The sequence below is a fragment of the Streptomyces sp. NPDC093544 genome (assembly GCF_040683495.1).
GTDB lineage: Bacteria > Actinomycetota > Actinomycetes > Streptomycetales > Streptomycetaceae > Streptomyces.
This window is the reverse complement of record NZ_JBFBEA010000013.1, coordinates 153068-172817: the sequence shown is the minus strand read 5'-3', so window position 1 is coordinate 172817 and position 19750 is coordinate 153068. Positions and strand designations below refer to the sequence as shown.

Sequence of the window (19750 nt, the reverse complement as noted above, 5' to 3'; positions counted from 1 at the left end):
ACGGGGCTGAGGCAACCACTCATGAAGATCCACAAGTACGACACCGTCATCGTCGGCGCCGGCGGCGCCGGAATGCGCGCCGCCATCGAGTCGACGAAGCGCAGCCGCACCGCCGTGCTGACGAAGCTCTACCCCACCCGCTCCCACACGGGCGCCGCGCAGGGCGGCATGGCCGCCGCGCTGGCCAACGTGGAGGAGGACAACTGGGAGTGGCACACCTTCGACACGATCAAGGGCGGCGACTACCTGGTCGACCAGGACGCCGCCGAGATCCTGGCGAAGGAGGCCATCGACTCGGTCCTCGACCTGGAGAAGATGGGCCTTCCGTTCAACCGGACGCCCGACGGGACGATCGACCAGCGCCGCTTCGGCGGTCACAGCCGTAACCACGGTGAGGCGCCGGTGCGCCGCTCCTGCTACGCGGCCGACCGCACGGGCCACATGATCCTCCAGACGCTTTATCAGAACTGCGTCAAGGAGGGCGTGGAGTTCTACAACGAGTTCTACGTCCTCGACCAGCTGATCGCCGAGGTCGATGGTGTGAAGCGGTCCGTGGGCGTCGTCGCCTACGAACTCGCGACCGGCGAGATCCACGTCTTCCAGGCGAAGGCCGTGATCTACGCGTCCGGCGGCACCGGCAAGTTCTTCAAGGTGACGTCCAACGCGCACACGCTGACCGGTGACGGCCAGGCCGCGGTCTACCGTCGCGGGCTGCCGCTGGAGGACATGGAGTTCTTCCAGTTCCACCCGACCGGCATCTGGCGCATGGGCATCCTGCTGACGGAGGGCGCCCGTGGTGAGGGCGGCATCCTCCGCAACAAGGACGGCGAGCGCTTCATGGAGAAGTACGCGCCGGTCATGAAGGACCTGGCGTCGCGAGACGTCGTGTCCCGGTCCATCTACACGGAGATCCGCGAGGGCCGTGGCTGCGGTCCCGAGGGTGACCACGTCTACCTGGACCTGACCCACCTCCCCCCGGAGCAGCTGGACGCCAAGCTCCCGGACATCACCGAGTTCGCGCGCACCTACCTGGGCATCGAGCCGTACACGGACCCGATCCCGATCCAGCCCACCGCGCACTACGCGATGGGCGGCATCCCGACGAACGTCCAGGGTGAGGTGCTGAGCGACAACACCACGGTCGTCCCGGGCCTGTACGCGGCCGGCGAGGTCGCGTGTGTGTCCGTGCACGGCGCGAACCGCCTGGGCACGAACTCGCTCCTCGACATCAATGTGTTCGGGAAGCGCGCGGGTATCGCCGCCGCCGAGTACTCGGCGAAGGCCGAGTACATCGAGCTGCCCGATGACCCGGCCGCCCAGGTCGTGTCGCAGGTCGAGCACCTGCGCAACTCCACGGGCACGGAGCGGGTCGCGGTCCTGCGCAACGAGCTGCAGGAGTGCATGGACGCCAACGTGATGGTGTTCCGCACCGAGCAGACGATCAAGACGGCTGTCGAGAAGATCGCGGAGCTGCGCGAGCGCTACCGGAACGTCTCGATCCAGGACAAGGGCCGCCGCTTCAACACGGACCTCCTGGAGGCCATCGAGCTGGGCAACCTGCTCGACCTGGCCGAGGTCATGGCGACGTCCGCCCTGGCGCGCAAGGAGTCCCGCGGCGGTCACTACCGCGAGGACTACCCGAACCGCGACGACGTCAACTTCATGCGCCACACCATGGCGTACCGCGAGGTCGGCGACGACGGCACCGAGTCCATCCGTCTCGACTACAAGCCGGTCGTCCAGACCCGCTACCAGCCGATGGAGCGTAAGTACTGATGGCAACCCCGACCCTGGACAAGGCGGACGCGGCCGACAAGCCTGAGGCAGGCTTCGCCGACTCCCCGTACATCACCGCCACGTTCCGCATCCGCCGCTTCAACTCCGAGGTCTCGGCCGAGGCGGTCTGGGAAGACTTCCAGCTGGAGATCGACCCGAAGGAGCGCGTCCTCGACGCCCTCCACAAGATCAAGTGGGACCAGGACGGAACCCTTACGTTCCGTCGCTCCTGCGCGCACGGAATCTGCGGCTCGGACGCCATGCGGATCAACGGCAAGAACCGCCTTGCCTGCAAGACGCTGATCAAGGACCTCAACCCCGCCAAGCCGATCACGGTCGAGCCCATCAAGGGCCTGACGGTCCTCAAGGACCTGATCGTCGACATGGATCCGTTCTTCCAGGCGTACCGCGACGTGATGCCCTTCCTGATCAACAAGGACACCAACGAGCCGACGCGCGAACGTCTCCAGTCGGCGGAGGACCGCGAGCGCTTCGACGACACCACGAAGTGCATCCTCTGCGCGGCGTGCACGTCGTCCTGCCCGGTCTTCTGGAACGACGGCCAGTACTTCGGCCCGGCCGCCATCGTCAACGCTCACCGCTTCATCTTCGACTCACGTGACGACGCGGGCGAGCAGCGCCTCGAAATCCTCAACGACAAGGACGGCGTGTGGCGCTGCCGCACCACGTTCAACTGCACGGACGCCTGCCCTCGCGGTATCGAGGTCACCAAGGCGATCCAGGAGGTCAAGCGGGCGCTGATCACTCGGCGCTTCTGAGCTTCCTTGGCAGTACGTGCACGAGGGCCCCGTTTCCGTGAGGAAGCGGGGCCCTCACGCATGCTGTGGGCCACTATCGGGTGAAGCGGCGGGCACGGGCCGCCTACGCCTCGCCCGGTCTACGATGATGTTCTCGACACCAGCCCACAGGAGGCACGTGATGTCCGCAGCATCCGTCGAGCGGCCCCATGGCGACCGTCCGCTGATCGCGGAGGCCAACCGGCTCATGGACCGCAACCCGGGGTACCGCGTCGAGATCATCGGAGGCACGATCATCGTGAGCCCGCCCCCCAACGTCGCTCACGCCCGTGCTCTGTCCAGGTTGAGGCGCCCCTTCTACACCGCCGGTCTGGACGGTGGCGAGACCGAAGTACTCGAAGGAGTCGGGCTCTGGCTTCCCACTGGTGCCGAGGACTATGCGATCCCCGACCTCGTGGTCGTCGACACCGACATCGAGGATCACCTCGTCGAGAACAACTGCTACGACCCGATCGCCTTTCGTCTCGTCCTGGAAGTCACCTCCAGCAACTACCAGAACGACCTGCGTACCAAGGTCGGCGCGTACGCCAATGCGAAGGTCCCGGTGTACGTGATCGTGGACCGCAGACACCAGCGTCTTCATGTCCTCACCGACCCGGCCCAGGACGAGTACGCCGGCCACCGTATCCACGCCCCAGGCGAACTCGTCACCCTTCCCGACTCCATCGGCGCCAAGGTCACGCTCGACGTGGCGGAGATCCTCAGGGCCGGGCAGCCCAAAGGCGATTGACCTTCGCCACAGCTGAACCACAGGCCTCGTCTCCATACAACGTACGCATGGAGACGAGGCCTTCCTTACGCTATTGAACGTATTTCCCACATGGCAGGTCTCTGTCACACTGCGGGTTCGGCGACCATACCGCTCGGGTAATCGGTTGTACGTGGGGGGCAAATGAGCACTGAGGTGATTCATGCGCACGACCATGTCGCACATCCGACACCGCTGGGACTGGTGAGGGCCTCCGAGACGGCACTGTTCATCGCATCGCCGCTTCTCGCCGCCGGTTCCCTCTCCCTGATCGGGGTGGTCTGCGCGGATGCGGACAAAGTCCGGTTTACGGGCCCAGCCCTCCTGCTGATTGCGGCAGCAGTCATTTCACTGCTACTGAGCATCCAACTCGGGTATCACGCGCGCCAGTGGATCTATTCCTACGAGGACCTTCGGAACTGGACCGCTCGGCAGCAGCCAAGCCTCGAACAACTGGAGAACCAGGCCAAGCACTTCCAGAAGGGGAGAGGAAAGCTGGAACGCGCGGGCATGGCGTACGACGTGGGCACCGTCCTTCTCGGTTTCGGTGTCGCACTCGTCCTCGTCCCTCGCGGTCACGGCGACCTCGCGACATGGCGATGGATCGCGACAGGTCTCGTCGGAGCGGCCGCAGTCGGTGAAGCGGCCTGGATACTCAACACCTATTTCCGCTGGCGCTATTGGTTGTTGCGGCGCAGAGCCATCAGGGCTCAGCAGTCCATGAAGGAAGTGGATCAGCATGATGTATGAAGTGGCGCTTCCCGGCCTGCCGGTGCAATTGATCCAATGCCCGATCTGCCATCAATTCCCTGACCCTGAAGATGTTTACCCCCACGGCGCAACGCGCCGTTGGGACAAACTGCTGGAGACCGCCGACAAGGAAGTCATCAACAACTACCTCGTGAAGGATCGCGCCTTCTTCAAGCACGGTCCTGTCAGTGGCGACCGCTGTCTGGTCGACATACTCCCTGGCCCTGCCCTGAACGGAATCACGCCGAGCCAGGCCGAGACCAAAGCGGCCGATCTCATGAAACTCCTCGGCCTGCGCTGATCCTCACACGTATTCACCTTCACCATCGCCGTCCTGCGCGTCCGCCTCGCGCTCGACCAGGTGCGCGTACGGAATGTCGGGGCGCTCCGCGCCGGCGAAGAAGGCTGATATCCCTGCGAAGACGTCCTCCTCGTCCTCCCGCGTCGGCAGCGGATAGTGGAGCGCGTCCAACAGATCGAAGCGGTGCAGGTCGTACGCGACGTGCATCAGGCCCGAGTACACCTGCGCCGCCGTCACCGCACCCTTGTACGCCACCGCCGCCAAAGTCAGACCGGCTCCGCACAGCCACCAGTCGGACGGCTCGTCGTAAAGGGCACCCGCGCCCGCCCCTGTGAGCGCCAGGAACGACCAGCACAGATTGACCGCGCCGTCGAGCGCATCGCGGGTTGAGCGCAGTACATCCGCCATGCGGTCCGAAACCTGGAGATAGATCCGCGGCCAGGAGCTCAATGTCGACAGGCCGTACCGCTCGCCGGCGCTCAACTCCCCCGCACGTAGCGCGTTTCCGAGCGCGGTGGGCAGGAGGACCTCCGCAGATGGACGGGCGGCGAGACGGCGCCGGGCATCCGCCCGCACTCGGAGCGCGTTGTCCCCGCCGCCCGCCTGTTCGGCCCGTCTCCGCAACGCCCACCACCGCCGACGCTGCAGGCGGGCCAACAGCCCGGCGAGCCCGGCCGTGAGGAACCACCGGTCCCAGTAGCCCTCCAGGACACGCACCGCCCGTACCTGGAACGGCTGCAGCAGCAGACCGAGCAGTGACGCGCAGACGACGACCGTCGCGATCACACCGAGCACCGCCGCAGGCCGCTGTGGCGATACGGCACTCCAGTCACTGCGCCCGGAGAAACTCCCCGCCCGTACCAGCGCAAGCACCCCGACGACGAACAGCGCGCACGGCGCGAAGTGCACCGACAGCACCCGTCGCACGAAGCCCGCCCTCCCCCAACGCCCCATACACGTCTGAGCGTTTCAGTATGGGCCTCCAGGGAGGGCGGGCTTCATGCACGTCCGACGGGGCACCGTGGCCGCCGTCAGCGGACTTTCGCCGGCATCAGCCGCGCAGGACGCGACCCTGCTTGTCGGTGCGGTCGTTGCTCGTGAAGAAGAGGATCGCGTCGATCAGGGCCCATATGCCCAGGCCACCGCAGGTGAAGAGCTGGGCGATGGCCACGCCCGTGGAACCGACGTAGAAGCGGCCGATACCGAAGCCACCGAGGAACAGCTGGAGAAGGCCCGCGGTGATCTTGGACTTGTCGGAGAGCGGGCGGCCCTGGTGGTCGACGCCGAACGGTGCGTCAGCAGTGGGGACAGACATGAAAGTTGCTCCTGGGATGACCGATGAGAGACCGAAGCGGACTGCTCCGGGAAATCCAGGAGGGAACCCATGACAAATAACGCGCACTGCGATGACGTACGACGTGCTGCGCCATCCCCCCTGTGACCCCGGAAGCATAGAGAGATCAAGAGGGAAGGCGGGAGGGGGAACGGTCGATCATCCGGGATCGTTCCACATCCGTGATCAAAATCTGGCCAAAATCACGTGTGAGGCCGGGGCTGACGGGCAGCTGTGGGGGTTATGGCCTCAACTCGGCCGTCTCCAACGCGCCTTGCCCGGGTCACACGACGTTGCGGACCACGGTCCACGCCACGGCCACCACCAGCACCATCACCTGAGCGCGGGGACTCAGGGTGGGCCGCCAACTACGCCCGCGCACCCCTTCCAGGAACCAGCGCCCCAGCAGCGCGAGCGCGAACGGGGAGGCCAGCAGGAGCACCCTGTTGTCGTGCCAGGCCGCCGAGAACTGGCCGTGCATCAGGTCGTACACCAGGCGGGTGCCGCCGCAGGCCGGGCAGAGCAGCCCGGTGACGTAGCGGAACGGGCACTGGGGCAGCAGATGCCCCGGCTCGTGCGGATCGGTGCCATAGAGATAGCCGGCGCCCGCGACCCCGGCGACGAGCACCGCGAGGGGCGCCGTCGCCGGGTGTCGCAGGACGGTCCCCGGCCGGGCAGCTCGCCCGGCCTCGGGCTCAGCCACGCAGGATCCGCCCCTGGGAGTCCGTGCCGGTGTTGCTTGTGAGCAGGAGGATCCCGTCGATCAGGGCCCATATGCCCAGACCACCGCAGGTGAAGAGCTGGGCGATCCCGATGCCGACGTTGCCGATGTAGAAGCGCCCGATGCCGAGGGTTCCGAGGGTGAGCTGGAGAATCCCCGCGACGATCTTCGACTTGTCGGAGTACGGGCGGCCGTAAGGGTCGTAGCCGTACGGGGCGTTGGGGTCGCCCGTGTACATGCCGGGCGGCACGGCGCCCGCCGGGTAGCCCTGCTGCGGGTAGCCCTGTTGCGGGTAGCCGTACGGGCCGGGCTGCTGGTACCCGCCCGGCTGCTGATAGTCACCGGGCGGAGGGTAAGCGCCGGGCGGCGGATAAGCACCCGCCTGACCGGCCCCGTACGGGTCCGGACCACCGGGCGGAACGGGGCCGGGGTTCGGATAGCCGTAGCCGGGTGGCTGGTCCGAGGGCTGCTGCGGCTGCTGCGGCGGCTGGGGTGGCTGGGGCTGGTCGGTCAAGGTGTTCGCTCCTGATCTCAATGCGCGGGCCGCTGGACAGGCCTGTCTGCCAAATGGGCGAACAGGACTGCCGGTCATCTTGCAGGAGGGGAGGGCCGGGAGAGAAGTCGGCGCCCCTGAAGACCACCCGGAGTATCGGGCCCGGCCGATCGCGTACGCGGGACTCGGTGGAGACGACTTCCACGGCGAGGACGATGTCCTCGGGGCGGTACCAGGTCTGGCGGGGGCCGGTGTTTGCTTCCACCGGGAAGACCAGAACGTCCGGCTCCGGACGGTTCCTGGTGTCCAGCTTGATGGTCATCTCCCGCATGACATCAAGATGATCCGGGGCCTGCTCCAGAGGACTGTTCTCCAGTAGGCGCATGCAGCGTCCGCGGAAAGCGGTCTGCGGACTCGCGAAAACGAGATTCCCGTCGATCAACTCCGTGTGCGGCGGGAGGCCGGGAATCCGGTCGAGGTCGTCCGCTGTCCAGCCCTCCTGGGGCGGGATCGGCCAGCGGTACGACAACTCGTCGTCGAGCCCGTCCTCGGATGCCGCGCTCATGATTGCTCCCATGCGACGGAGTCTCGCCCGTCGCTTCAGCGTGCCCAGGGGGAATGTCACCCGCCTCCCTCCATCGGGTGACCCCCACGGTCAGCCCCCGAGATCCCCAGAACGCATCCACCTAATCTGACGACATGTCAGATGATGAGTCGTACGAGCTGTTCGGGTTCGACAACGTGCTCCTGCCCGTCGGGAATCTCGACGAGGCCGTGAGTTTCTATGAGCAGGCCGGGTTCCCCGTCGCGTTCCGGCTCGACGAGGCCGGGATCGCCATGTTGAAGGTGGGCAAGGAGACTCCCGGAGTGCTCCTGCGGCTGGACGAGGAGCTGAGTCGACGGGCGCCGGTCTGGGCCTCGGTGCGGGTGTGGCTGGAGGTGCGGGACGCGCGGGCGGTGGCCGGAGTGCTGGCCGCGGCGGGCGTCCAGACCCTCGACGCCCCCTTCTCCGGCGCCACCGGGTGGACCGTCGAGATCGCCGACCCCTGGGGGAACGTCATCGGCCTCACGGACTACAGCAAGCGACCCGAGCTCAGTCGGCAGGCCTGACCGCCACCCCAACCCGCTCATCCTCAACCTCAACCTGCTCCACCTCAACCTGCCCGACCCCGACTTGAACATGTTCAAAAGCAGGTCTACATTCTTTCTCGACAGCGTTTTGAACGCGTTCAAGAAAGCATGGAGGGGTGGGGACATGGACCTCACGGTCGTCTCGTACGTCATCTATCTGCTGGTCAGCATCGCGCTGACCATCTGGGTGGCGCGCACGCTGAGCCACAACGGGCGGATCTTTCTGGCCGACGTACTGCACGGGAACGAGAAGCTCGCCGACGCCGTCAACCACCTGCTGGTGGTGGGCTTCTACCTGGTGAACCTGGGCTTCGTCGCGCTCTATCTGAACGGGGACGACGAGATCGCGGACGCCCGTGGGATCTTCGAGGCCCTGTCGACCAAGCTCGGCGTGGTGCTGCTCGTGCTCGGAGTCATGCACCTCGGCAACGTGTACGTGCTCAACAAGATCCGGCGCCGGGGCGTCATGGAGCGGGAGCAGCTGCCGCCCGTCGCGCCGACGGACTGGATCGCTCCGTCGGCCGGGGCGTGACCCCGATGGCCGGGATCCCAGCCACCCGGGACCGGGACGCCGCGCGCGTCCCGGTCCTCGGGCTCACCGTCCTGTACGACGCCCAGTGCTCGCTCTGTGCCTTCCTGCGCGACTGGCTGGGGAAGCAGTCGCAGTTGGTGCCGCTTCGGTTCGTGCCGGCCGGGTCCGACGAGGCCCGGGGCGAGTTCCCCGCGCTCGACCACCGGGCCACCCTCGACGAGATCACCGTCGTGGGGGACGGCGGGCAGGTCTACCGGGGGTCCGCCGCCTGGGTCGTCTGCCTCTGGGCGCTGCGCGAGCAGCGGGCGCTCGCCCATCGGCTGAGCACCCCGGCGGGTGCGCGTCTCGCGAGGGGCGCGATGCTCGCCGCCGCCAAGTGGCGTGAGAGCCGCAGGGCGGACAGTTGGGGCGGGAGCGCCTATTACCGGGGTGACGGATGGACGTACCAGCCCCAGTCGGGCTGGACCTACAACCCTCCCGGCTGCGACAGCGGCACCTGCTCCACTCGTTAGGCTCCTACCGTGCCCGTACCGACAGACAGCCCCGGCTCCGACAAAGCGCTCCCCCCGGAGAAGGGCCCCGAGAAGGGCCCCGCCAAGAGCGAGCAGACCCGCGCCCTGATCCTGGAAACGGCGATGCGTCTGTTCCAGGAACGGGGTTACGACAAGACGACCATGCGGGCCATCGCCCAGGAGGCCGGGGTCTCCGTCGGCAATGCCTACTACTACTTCGCCGGCAAGGAACACCTGATCCAGGGCTTCTACGACCGGATCGCGGCCGAGCACCGGGCGGCGGTCCGGGAGGTCCTGGACCGGGAGACCGATCTGGAGGCCCGGCTCGGCGGGGTCCTGAAGGCGTGGCTGGACATCGCCGCGCCGTCCCACGAGTTCGCGGTGCAGTTCTTCAAGAACGCCGCCGACCCGGACAGCCCGCTCAGCCCGTTCTCCCCCGAGTCGGAGCACGCGCGCGAGGAGGCCATCAGCGTCCACCGTGAGGTGCTGTCCGGGTCGAAGACCAAGGTGCCGGCGGAACTCCGCGACGCTCTTCCGGAGTTGATGTGGCTCTCCCAGATGGGGCTCGTCCTGTACTGGGTCTTCGACCGGACCGAGGGGCGTGAACGCAGCTACCGGCTCGCCGAGCGCGGCGCCCGCCTCACCGCGCGCGGCGTCTCCCTGGCCCGCTTCCGTATCCTGCGACCCCTCGTCCACGAGGTGCACGAGTTGTTCACGGACTTCCTGCCGGGGATGACGAAGGCGCTGCCCGACCCCGCGAAAAAGCACTGAGGGGCGTGCTCCTGGAGCACGCCCCCCTGCACCACCTCTGTTCACCCGCCTCAGGTGACCGCGTCGACCTCCCCCTCCGCCAACTCCACGTCGTGCACCAGTGGTTCATCGGTCACGACGACATGCCGTGCCCGGGGCGCGTACGAGGGAGCCGTCGCCGCCAGCAGATACGTGCCGGGGGCAGGGGCCGAGACGATGTACGAGCCGTCGGCCAGTGAGCTCACGCGGTCCAGTTGGCGGCCGCCCTTCGAGAGCAGCAGGATGACCGCGCCGTCGATCGGCGCGCTCTCCCCGTCGCGGACGAAGCCGTGGACCACCGACGTACCGGACGCGGCCGTGGCAGGCGCGGGTTCGGCGTCCTCCTTAGGCTCCACCGCGAGGTGCGGCAGCCGCTTGTCCAGTCCGGCGGGCAGCCACCAGTTGGAGTTGCCGAGCAGATGCATCACGGCCGGCACCAGGGCCGTACGAAGGATGAAGGCGTCGAGGGCGACCGCCGCCGCCAGGCCGACGCCCGCCATCGCGGCACCGGTGTCGCCGCTCAGTACGAAGGCAAGGAAGACGCAGACCATGATCAGGGCGGCCGAGTTGATGACCCGGCTGGTTTCCGCCAGGCCGACGCGGACCGCCCGCGCGTTGTCCTTCGTATGCACCCATTCCTCGTGCATCCGGCTCACCAGGAACACCTGGTAGTCCATCGAGAGGCCGAAGAGGAGCGAGAGCATGATGACGGGCAGGAAGGAGTTGATCGGGCCTTCCTTGCCGAGACCGAGCAGGTCCAGGCCCCAGCCGTACTGGAAGACCGCGACGAGTACGCCGAAGGCAGCGGCGGCCGCGATCAGGTTCATCACCGCGGCTGTCAGCGGTACGACGATCGAGCGGAAGGCGATCATCAGGAGCAGGAAGCCCAGACCGATGATGGCCAGGACGAAGTACGGCAACCGGTCCGCGGTCACGGACGAGAAGTCCTTGGACACGGCTGTCACGCCGCCGACATGGGCGCTGACGCCCGCGTCCGGGATGACCTGGTCGCGCAGGGTGTCGATGAGCTCGTCCGTCCCGACGGACTGCGGTGACGTGGTCGGCACGACCTGGATCACCGTGACGCCCTGCCCGGGCGGCAGGGCGACCACCTGGGCGACTCCATCGGTCGCGCGGATGCCCGCGACCAGGGTGTCGGTGTCGGGGCTCTCCGTGACCACCTGTAGGGGGCCGTTGAACCCGGGGCCGAAGCCCTCGGCCAGCAGGTCGTACGCCTGCCGGGTCGTCGTCGAAGCGTCGTCGTTGCCCTGGTCGGTCGTACCGAGCCGGAGCGACAGCAGCGGCAGCGCGAGGACGGCCATGATGACGACGGCCAGCGTGGCGACCTTCCGCGGGTTCCGCTCGACGGTCGCCGACCAGCGCACCGCCAGGCCGCTCGTACGGTCCGGCTGCGGTCCCTCGGCGGCGAGCTTGCGCCGTTGGCGGCGGCTGAGCACCCGGGTGCCGAGCAGGCCGAGCAGCGCGGGCAGCAGGGTGACGGCCGCGAGGACGCTCAGCACGACGGTGACCGCCGTGCCGATGACCACACCGTCCAGGAAGCGCAGGTTCATCACCAGCATTCCGGCGAGCGCGATGACCACCGTGCCGCCGGCGAACAGCACTGCCCTGCCGGATGTGTTGAGGGCCGTGACCGCCGCGTCCTCCGGCTTCTCACCGCGCATCAGGCCGCGCCGGTGCCGGGTGACGATGAACAGCGCGTAGTCGATCCCGACGCCGAGGCCGATCAACGTGGCGAGCAGCGAAGCGAGTTCGGGAACGTTCGTGACATGGCTGAGGAGCTGGGTCGAGAACATTCCGGTGCCCACACCGAAGACGGCGATGCCGATCGGCAGCAGCATCGCGAGGAACGAGCCGAAGGCCAGGTAAAGGACGATCGCGGCCGCCGCGACGCCCACCAACTCGGCGAGGCCGGTCGGCGGTTCCTGGACGCGCTGGATCGCCTGGCCGCCCAACTCCACGTCGAGGCCCGCGCGTTCGGCGCCCTGCGCGGTGTCGACGACGTCCTGGACCAGTTCCTTGGGCACCGAGTTCGCCTGCTCGGCGAAGGTGACCTGGGCGTACGCGATCCGCCCGTCCTTACTGATCTGCGCGGCTCCCCCGGCCGCGTACGGGTCAGTGACGTCACCGACGCCCTTCATCTTGCCGATCTCGGCAAGCGCGGGCTCGATCCGGGATCGTACGGAATCGTCCCGCACCGATCCGCTGTCGACCTTCCACACCACCGTGTCGGTGTCGCCCGCCCGCTCGGGGAAGGCCTTCTCCATCAGGTCGTACGCACTCTTGGAGTCCGTGTTGGGAAGAGAGAAAGTATCCGCGTAGTTCGTGCCCGCGGCCGAACCCGCGAAGCCCAGTCCGAACAGCGCCCCCACCCAAAGCAACAGGACCACCAGCCGGTGCCGATAGCACCACCGCGCCAATGTCGCCACGCTCAACGCTCCTTCGTCGGGTCCCCCGGGTCCTGAGGTCTCAGGATGTCGAGACCTCTCCGGTGACGGCAGCGCCCGCCCATGACTCTCAAGGAACTCCAAAGGAACTCCAAGGGGACTCCCCTCAAGGAACTCCGATGACTCTCAAGGAACTCCAAGGAGCGGAACGGGCCCGCTGTCAGTGGCGGCGCGGATACTGGGGGCATGACCGCTCACGAGGGAGCCACCGTCCTCGTCGTCGAGGACGAGCCGAGCATCGCGGACGTCCTGACCATCGCCCTGCGCTACCACCGCTTCGAGGTGATGGTCGCGGGCACCGTCCGCGAGGCACTCACGCTCGCCGAGCGCACCCGCCCCGACGCGGCGCTGCTCGACGTGATGCTGCCGGACGGCGACGGCCGGGCACTGGGCCGCGAACTGCGCCTGCGACAGCCCGACCTGGCGGTCGTGTTCCTCACCGCACGGGACGCGCCCGCCGAGATCGTGGGCGCGCTCGGCTTCGGTGACGACTACATCACCAAGCCGTTCAACATCGACGAGGTAGTCGCCCGGATCACCGCCGTACTGCGCCGTACGCGCCCGGCGGACGTCCTGCCGGAGCGCCCGCCCCTGCGGTACGGCGACCTGGAGCTGGACGAGACGACGTACCGCGTACACCGCGGGGACCACACGGTGGAGCTCACCCCCACCGAGTACGCCCTGCTGCGCTTCCTGGTCCGCAACGGCGGGCGGATCGTCACCAAGGAGCAACTTTTGCGCCACGTATGGCAGTACGAGCACTCGGCCGGGTCGACCGTCGTGGAGACGTACATCAGTTATCTGCGGCGCAAGCTCGAACCGCTGGGGCCGCCGGTGATCCAGACCCGGCGGGGCGTCGGATACGGGCTCGCATGAGCATGTGGCGCGCGGTGATCCCGTCCGTGAAGACCGGTGGGTCCCGCTGCCACCACCACGGGATCCACTCACTGCGCGGCGGGCTGACGCTCGCGAACGTGGCGCTGCTGGCCCTCGGCATCATCGTGGCGACCGCGGTGAGCCTGATGGGCATGCGGCACTATCTGCTCGACCAGATCGACGCCGAACTGGTCACCACACGTGACTCGCTGAGCAACGCGCAGCTCACCATGCGGCAGATCGACTCACTGAGCGCGCTGGCCTTCATACGCGACCGGCTCGTACCGGAGTCGGACAGGTCGCCGACACCGGACTCGATCTACACGGCGGTCGACGGGAACGGGACCGCCGTCAATATCGGCGGCCTCAAACTGACCCGTTCCCAGCTCGCCCTGGCCGCCGCCGTGGGCGACCCGCACGCACTCACCGACGACCCCGAACCGCACGACATCACCGTGCAGGGCGCCGCCTACCGGACAACGGGTGCGCAACTCGCCGACGGCACATACGTCCTGGTCGCCACCTCCACCGACGGGCTGCACAACGGCATCGCCAAAGCGCTCAAGCTCGATGTGGCCATGGGAGCACTGCTGTTGGCACTGCTCGCGTGCCTGACCATGTTCAGCGTGCGCCGCCGGATGCGGCCGCTTGAGGACATGGTGGAGACCTCGTCGGCGATCGCCGAGGGCGACCTCACCCGGCGGGTGCCCTCCAACCGGCATCCGACCCAGGAGGTCGAGCAGCTGCGGATCGCCCTCAACTCGATGCTCCACCAGGTCGAGTCGGCGCACCGGACGCGTGAGCACAGCGCGACCCAGCTGCGCCGGTTCGTCGCGGATGCCTCGCACGAGCTGCGCACGCCGCTGTCCGCGATCCGCGGCTATCTCCAGCTCATCGAGAAGGGAATGCTGCCCGATCCGGTTGAGCGCAGACGGGCCTGGGACCGGATGCACGCGGAGGCCGACCGCATGGGCCGCCTCGTGGACGAACTGCTCACCCTCGCCCGCCTCGACCAGGGGCCCGAACTCCGCTTCAAGAACGTAGACCTGAGCCGACTGGTACGGGACGCGGCCGAGGATCTACAGGCCCAGCAGCCGGGCCGCCCGGTGACCGTCGGCGCCGAGGGAACCCTCCTCGTACACGCCGACGAATCGGGGCTGCGACAGGTACTGGGCAACCTCGTGGGCAACGTACGCACTCACACGCCCGCGGAGGTGCCGGTGCGGCTCGGCCTGGAGCGTGCCGACGGTGTCGTACGTCTGTGCGTCGCGGACGAGGGTCCCGGGCTCACCGAGGACGACGCGTCGCGTATCTTCGACCGGTTCTTCCGGGCGGGCGGCGGGGCGGGCAGCGGACTCGGCATGGCGATCGTGCACGGTGTGGTGACGGCGCACGGGGGCGAGGTCGCGGTGCGGACGTCGCCGGGCGAGGGGCTGGCGGTGACGGTGTCGTTGCCTGCGCGGCGCCGGACTTGAGCCCGCCCCGGGCCTTTGCTCGGCCCGCGTGAGCCTGATGACCTGCGTGATGACTCTGATGACCCGCGTGAGTCCGATGACTACTTACGTGAGTCCGGGGACTTACGTGAGTCCGATCGGCGCTCGTGAGTCTGCTTGACCAGATACGGTGACCCGCTTGACCGGAAGCGGACCTGGATGATTGAACGGGGGCCGCCGCCGTGCCGTACACAAATGCAGGTGGCACCGGCCGGCCTGTTCACGCTGATCGGCCATCCGCCATCCGCCGCACCAGCACAGCGCTTCGCACGGAAGGACCGCCGGGTTGTCGTTCAACACGAGCTCTCGCCAGCTGCCGAAAACGAGCGAGACGACGGATGAGACGCAGGCGCCTCCGGAGGAGGAGCTGACGCCGGAGGCCACTTCCGAGCCCACGCCGGAACCCGCTGCGGACGCCACTCCCGAGCCCACGCCGGAACCCGCTGCGGACGCCACTCCCGAACTCACGCCGGAGCCCGCGCCCGAGTCTGCACCGGAGCCCGCTTCCGAGCCCGCGCCCGAACACGCTGCGGATGCCGCGCCCGAGCCCACCACGGAAGCCACGCCCGAAACCACGGCCGAGACAACTGCGGAAGGCACTCCCGAACCCACAGCCGAACCCACGGCCGAGCCCACCGCCGACGCCGCCTCCGAACCCACGCCTGAAGCGGCTGCCCCGGGTCTCGGTCGGCGGGGCTGGCGCGTCTGGCGGGGTTGGCGTGACAGGTACCCCGTCGCCGCGAAGGCGGTGTCGTGGACCACCACCGCCCTAGCCGCCGCGCTGGTGCTGTTCACCCTGCTCATGTCGAACAACGCCGCCGGCGTGATGCCCATCGCCTTCGTGCGCATCCCGGTGGAGGCGGTCTTCGGCGCCGCTCTGCTGATCGCCCTGCCGCGCAAACCACGCATCGTCGTGGCCGTGCTGTTGGGGCTGGGCGTCGGCGCGCAACTGGTCCTGAATCTCCTGGACATGGGCTTCAAGGAGTACCTCGGGCGAGACTTCAACCTGATCCTCGACTGGACCTTGTTCGGCGACGCCCATACGTACCTCAAGGACACGATCGGCAAGAACGGCACGCTCGCCGCCGTCATCGCGATTGTGGTCCTCGTCCTCGTGGTGTTCGTCGCGATGGTGCTGGCGGTGGTCCGGCTGGGCAACGTCCTGGCCCGGCACACGGCCACCGCGACGCGCGCGACGCTGGTGTTCGGCACGGTGTGGGTCACCTGCGCGGCGCTCGGCCTGCAGTTCACCGCCGACATGCCGATCGCCGCGGCCCGATCGGCCAATCTCGTCCGTATCCGTGCGGAGTCGGTGGAGTCGACCCTGCGGGACGAGGCGGAGTTCGCCGAGGTGGCCAAGAAGGACGCCTTCGCCAACACCCCGCCGGACCAGCTGCTGACCGACCTGCGCGGCAAGGACATGATGATCACCTTCATCGAGAGCTACGGCCGCAGCGCGATCGAGGACCCGCTCATCTCGCCAGGTGTGAACGCGACCCTCACAGCCGAGAACAAGAAGCTGACCGAAGCCGGGTTCGCGGCAGAGAGCGGCTGGCTCACCTCGGCGACGTACGGCGGAAGCAGCTGGCTGGGCCACTCCACCTTCCTGTCAGGCCTGTGGATCAACAACCAGCAGCGCTACCGCACTGTCACCACGGGCGACCACATGACCCTCACCAGCGCCTTCCAGAAGACGGGCGCCTGGCGCACGGTCGGCATCATGCCGGGCGTCCAGAAGACCTGGCCGGAAGCGAAGTTCTTCGGCCTCGACAACGTCTACGACTCCCACGAACTCGGTTACAAGGGCCCGAAGTTCAGCTGGTCGACCATGCCCGACCAGTTCGCCCTGACCGCGTTCGAGCGGCTGGAGCACGGCAAGAAGCAGGACAAGCCCCTGATGTCGGAGATCATCCTGACCTCCAGCCACCAGCCCTGGGGGCCCATCCCCAAGACGGTCCCCCAGGACCAGGTCGGCGACGGCTCGATCTACGACGCCATCGAGAAGGAGGGCACGGACCCGGCGGAGCTCCTCACCAACTCCACCAGGTCGAAGGAGGAGTACGGCAAGTCCATCCAGTACTCGGTGACCAGCCTCATCGACTACCTGGTGAAGTACGGCAACGACAACACCGTGCTCATCTTCCTCGGCGACCACCAGCCCATCGCCCGGGTCAGCGGCAACAACGCCAGCCGTGACGTACCGGTCTCGATCGTCGCCAAGGACCCCAAGGTCCTCGACAAGATCGCCGACTGGAACTGGACGGACGGACTACAGCCCAACAAGACGACCCCGGTCTGGAAGATGAGCGACTTCCGCGACCGATTCCTGACGGCGTACGGCTCCACGCCGACCCCTTGATGACCGGTGACCCGCCTTGATGACCGGTGACCGCCCCGCCCCCTTGATGATCAGTGACGGGTGACCGGTCACCCGTCACCCGTCACCCGTCACCCGTCACTGATCACTGATCACTGATCACTGATCACTGATCACCCGTCAGCGGTCAGCGGTCAGCGGTCAGCCGGACGCCGACACCAGCACCCACACCGTCTTCCCATAGCGCCCCCGGCTCCACACCCCCCACGCCTCGGCCAGGCTCTCCACCAGGTGAAGGCCGCGCCCGGTCTCCTCCCAATCCGCGACCGTCCGAAGCCGGGGCTCGGCGAAGCCCTCGTCGGAGACCTCGATGAAGCAGGAGCCGTCGGCGAGGGCGGTCACCGCGACCTCGAACTCCCTTTCAAGGAGGGTGCCGTGGCGCACGGCGTTGGTCACCAACTCCGAGACGAGCAGGACGGCGTTCGCGAGGGCCGGGTCGTCGGTGCTGTGACCCCAGTCGGCCAGGTGGTCCCGTACCCGGCGCCGGGCAAGCCCGACGGACGCCGGATGCCGGGGCAGCCGAAATGAGTCGCGTCTCAGCACATCTGCTCCTCACCCCGCACACACCTCCGACACATGGTGCTGCGTTGGGCGGGGGCGCGATGTCACTCGAGTGAGCGCCGACCCATGGGATCACGACATTTGTCATACCCAGGAGATCATGTCGGTTGTCATATCCAGCTCAGCCACCTGAAGCGGAAGACACAGGTCCGCCCGACAGCTACGGGCCACCACCGACGTCCTCACTGCTGAGTACGTACTCCTTTGATCTCCCCGAGAGAATTGCATAACACCTTCACCGGGGTACAATCCCCCATGGACTTTAACAACGATGCACTAGAATCCCTCAAAGCCGATCCGACTGCTTCCGCCATCCACCGATCGCTCAATTTCTATTACGGGAACGCCGGCCAGGATGCGGCGATGGACGCTTTCTACGCGCAGTTTGTACGGCCTGGCGACCTGGTTTTCGACATTGGCGCCCATGTCGGTGACCGAATAGGTAGTTTTCGCCGACTGGGGGCACGCGTGACGGCCGTGGAGCCGCAACCGCTGTGCATTCGCGCCATCCGAGAAATCTACGCCGGCGACGAAGACGTGGTGCCTGTAGAAGCCGTGTGCGGCGCACACGAGGGAGCAGCAAAATTCTACGTAAACTCCGCCAACCCCACCGTATCCACAGCATCGGCGGAATTCATAAAAGCCGCTGACGGAGCAGGCGGCTGGCAAGATCAGGTGTGGGACGCGGAGCTGGACGTACCGGTTGTCACGTTCGACAACCTCATCAAGATTTACGGTACGCCCGCATTCGCCAAGATAGACGTCGAAGGCTTCGAGGCCTCAGTGTTGGCCGGCCTCAGTCAGGCGTTGCCTGCACTGTCGTTCGAGTTCACGACGATCGAACGTTCAGTGGCGCAGCGCTGCCTGGACCGCGTGACCGAGCTGGGGTTCGGATTCTTCAACGTATCCATGGGCGAGAGCATGAGCCTGACCTTCGATGAGTGGGTTTCGTCAAAGACGATGGCCGCTCACATTCTGGCGCTTCCGCATGAGGCCAACTCGGGCGATATCTATTGCTTGTCGTCGCCAGTCACGGCTGGCCCGACGACGCCCACAAGCACCGCCGGCACACGCTGAACGCGCTGTTCTGTCAGACCACGGCAGTGCGAGGCGACGACCAAGTTCCACCACCAGTTACGACAACCCGAATTCAAGCTCAGCTGCACTAATTCTCCTCAGCCGATTCCGCACCGACTGCCTCCACAGATACGCCACATCGATGCCGAACGACCAGACCAGCGTGCCAATTGAGGTCGCAACGCAAACCTGCGCCATTGATGTAGGAAGGAGGCCCGCACTCACGACAACCAACACAACACCTTGTGACGCAGCTACAACCTTTCGCGACATTCGAGGCAGCAGTGGGGCACACAACCACGGCGTCACCCACGACGCCAACACGAAGGTGTAGCGGAAAATCCCGATCGCAGCGGCCCACCAACCGAGAGACGTCGCGATAAAGATGCTCAGGACAATCGCGAGGACGGAGTCCGATTCCATGTCGAACCGTGCACCGAATCTCGACGCGGTTCCTGTGCGGCGGGCGACCTGACCGTCTCCGGCATCGAGAATCAAGGAGACCGCGGCCAATCCGATCAGCACTGGCAGATGTACGTCCCCGCCGACGGAGTCGGCGACAAGAGCGGCTACACCGCCGGTCAGGATCAACCGGCCAAAGGTGACGCTGTCAGCAGGTCCCCATCGGTGAACGTCAGGTTGTTGCAGGGCGCGAGAGAGCAAGATCCACGTAACAGCGGAATACCCCAGCCCGGCCAGCCAACCGGCTACCCCGAGCCCTGCTGTCGCCCCCAGCAAAACCAGAACGGCCGCCTGGGCCAAGACGCCCAGAGTTGGCGGGTGGATCCGCATGGGCGTGTGGACCCGCGTTGGTAGCTGGACACGCGTTGGCATGTGGACCCGCGTTGGCGGGTAGATCCGCAGAGCCACTTCTCGCTGTGCGAGATCCGTCACCGTTCCTCCTAAAGCCCACCCGTCAAGACGGCCCAGTTTCGGCGCCGCGCCCTGACCAATACGTCCGCGGACGTCAGACCATTCAGCCGACGCACGGGCAATT

General features: G+C 67.1%; 20 protein-coding genes and 1 pseudogene. 13 read left to right on the top strand and 8 right to left on the bottom strand.

Translation table 11 applies throughout. From position 1 onward, the window contains the following. The first annotated feature begins 21 nt into the window (after positions 1–21). From sdhA to AB0N66_RS21390, 5 genes are all read left to right on the top strand, one after another. Positions 22–1776, top strand: coding sequence for a succinate dehydrogenase flavoprotein subunit (gene sdhA, locus AB0N66_RS21410; protein ID WP_365437234.1), 1755 nt, complete (start codon positions 22–24; stop codon positions 1774–1776). Then, positions 1776–2555, top strand: a complete 780-nt coding sequence (locus tag AB0N66_RS21405) for a succinate dehydrogenase iron-sulfur subunit (protein ID WP_365437231.1) — start codon at positions 1776–1778, stop codon at positions 2553–2555. Before sdhA ends, AB0N66_RS21405 begins: the two co-directional genes overlap by 1 nt. 160 nt (positions 2556–2715) lie before the next feature. Further along, entirely contained in the window at positions 2716–3324 is a 609-nt protein-coding gene (locus AB0N66_RS21400) for a Uma2 family endonuclease (RefSeq protein ID WP_365437228.1), read from the top strand. A gap of 162 nt (positions 3325–3486) precedes the next feature. Continuing rightward, positions 3487–4092, top strand: coding sequence for a hypothetical protein (locus AB0N66_RS21395; protein ID WP_365437225.1), 606 nt, complete (start codon positions 3487–3489; stop codon positions 4090–4092). Further along, positions 4082–4393, top strand: coding sequence for a hypothetical protein (locus AB0N66_RS21390; RefSeq protein ID WP_365437222.1), 312 nt, complete (start codon positions 4082–4084; stop codon positions 4391–4393). Before AB0N66_RS21395 ends, AB0N66_RS21390 begins: the two co-directional genes overlap by 11 nt. 3 nt (positions 4394–4396) lie before the next feature. Here the strand turns inward: AB0N66_RS21390 and AB0N66_RS21385 are convergent, their stop codons facing one another. The 5 genes and pseudogenes from AB0N66_RS21385 to AB0N66_RS21365 form a co-directional block, all read right to left on the bottom strand. Further along, positions 4397–5320: a hypothetical protein gene (locus tag AB0N66_RS21385; RefSeq protein WP_365437219.1), complete on the bottom strand. Its 924-nt coding sequence runs from the start codon at positions 5318–5320 to the stop codon at positions 4397–4399. Positions 5321–5444: 124 nt separating this feature from the next. Then, positions 5445–5708, bottom strand: coding sequence for a TM2 domain-containing protein (locus tag AB0N66_RS21380; protein WP_365437216.1), 264 nt, complete (start codon positions 5706–5708; stop codon positions 5445–5447). Positions 5709–6009: 301 nt separating this feature from the next. Next, positions 6010–6429 carry a DUF2752 domain-containing protein gene (locus AB0N66_RS21375; protein WP_365437213.1) on the bottom strand — a complete coding sequence of 140 codons (420 nt, stop codon included), beginning with the start codon at positions 6427–6429 and terminating at the stop codon, positions 6010–6012. Next, entirely contained in the window at positions 6422–6961 is a 540-nt protein-coding gene (locus AB0N66_RS21370) for a TM2 domain-containing protein (RefSeq protein ID WP_365437210.1), read from the bottom strand. The genes AB0N66_RS21375 and AB0N66_RS21370 overlap by 8 nt, the downstream gene beginning before the upstream one ends. Positions 6962–7106: 145 nt before the next feature. Next, a pseudogene (locus AB0N66_RS21365) lies at positions 7107–7505 on the bottom strand (Uma2 family endonuclease); the annotation flags it as partial. Between the two features lie 134 nt (positions 7506–7639). Between AB0N66_RS21365 and AB0N66_RS21360 the strand changes: the two are divergent. From AB0N66_RS21360 to AB0N66_RS21345, 4 genes are all read left to right on the top strand, one after another. Beyond that, positions 7640–8050 carry a VOC family protein gene (locus tag AB0N66_RS21360; RefSeq protein WP_365437207.1) on the top strand — a complete coding sequence of 137 codons (411 nt, stop codon included), beginning with the start codon at positions 7640–7642 and terminating at the stop codon, positions 8048–8050. Between the two features lie 145 nt (positions 8051–8195). After that, the gene (locus AB0N66_RS21355) at positions 8196–8603 is read left to right on the top strand and encodes a hypothetical protein (RefSeq protein ID WP_365437204.1); all 408 of its coding nucleotides are present in this window, start codon (positions 8196–8198) and stop codon (positions 8601–8603) included. A gap of 5 nt (positions 8604–8608) precedes the next feature. Continuing rightward, positions 8609–9115 carry a DCC1-like thiol-disulfide oxidoreductase family protein gene (locus AB0N66_RS21350; protein ID WP_365437201.1) on the top strand — a complete coding sequence of 169 codons (507 nt, stop codon included), beginning with the start codon at positions 8609–8611 and terminating at the stop codon, positions 9113–9115. Between the two features lie 105 nt (positions 9116–9220). Further along, on the top strand, positions 9221–9886 hold the full coding sequence (locus tag AB0N66_RS21345) for a TetR family transcriptional regulator (RefSeq protein WP_365437536.1): 666 nt from the start codon (positions 9221–9223) through the stop codon (positions 9884–9886). Between the two features lie 50 nt (positions 9887–9936). Here AB0N66_RS21345 and AB0N66_RS21340 read toward each other — a convergent pair whose 3' ends face one another. Next, positions 9937–12342 (bottom strand): MMPL family transporter, encoded by a 2406-nt coding sequence (locus tag AB0N66_RS21340; RefSeq protein ID WP_365437534.1) that lies wholly within the window; start codon positions 12340–12342, stop codon positions 9937–9939. Positions 12343–12555: 213 nt separating this feature from the next. Here AB0N66_RS21340 and AB0N66_RS21335 point away from each other — a divergent pair, with 213 nt between their 5' ends. The 3 genes from AB0N66_RS21335 (at position 12556) to AB0N66_RS21325 (ending at position 17097) form a co-directional block, all read left to right on the top strand. Next, positions 12556–13245, top strand: coding sequence for a response regulator transcription factor (locus AB0N66_RS21335; RefSeq protein WP_365437199.1), 690 nt, complete (start codon positions 12556–12558; stop codon positions 13243–13245). Between the two features lie 2 nt (positions 13246–13247). After that, the gene (locus AB0N66_RS21330) at positions 13248–14720 is read left to right on the top strand and encodes a HAMP domain-containing sensor histidine kinase (RefSeq protein ID WP_365437532.1); all 1473 of its coding nucleotides are present in this window, start codon (positions 13248–13250) and stop codon (positions 14718–14720) included. A gap of 304 nt (positions 14721–15024) precedes the next feature. Further along, entirely contained in the window at positions 15025–17097 is a 2073-nt protein-coding gene (locus AB0N66_RS21325) for a sulfatase-like hydrolase/transferase (RefSeq protein ID WP_365437196.1), read from the top strand. A gap of 159 nt (positions 17098–17256) precedes the next feature. Here the strand turns inward: AB0N66_RS21325 and AB0N66_RS21320 are convergent, their stop codons facing one another. Beyond that, the gene (locus AB0N66_RS21320) at positions 17257–17658 is read right to left on the bottom strand and encodes an ATP-binding protein (protein ID WP_365437193.1); all 402 of its coding nucleotides are present in this window, start codon (positions 17656–17658) and stop codon (positions 17257–17259) included. Positions 17659–17931: 273 nt separating this feature from the next. Between AB0N66_RS21320 and AB0N66_RS21315 the strand changes: the two genes are divergently transcribed. Beyond that, positions 17932–18753: an FkbM family methyltransferase gene (locus AB0N66_RS21315; protein WP_365437191.1), complete on the top strand. Its 822-nt coding sequence runs from the start codon at positions 17932–17934 to the stop codon at positions 18751–18753. Positions 18754–18810: 57 nt separating this feature from the next. Here AB0N66_RS21315 and AB0N66_RS21310 read toward each other — a convergent pair whose 3' ends face one another. Continuing rightward, positions 18811–19515, bottom strand: coding sequence for a CDP-alcohol phosphatidyltransferase family protein (locus AB0N66_RS21310; RefSeq protein WP_365437188.1), 705 nt, complete (start codon positions 19513–19515; stop codon positions 18811–18813). Positions 19516–19750: the final 235 nt, after the last annotated feature.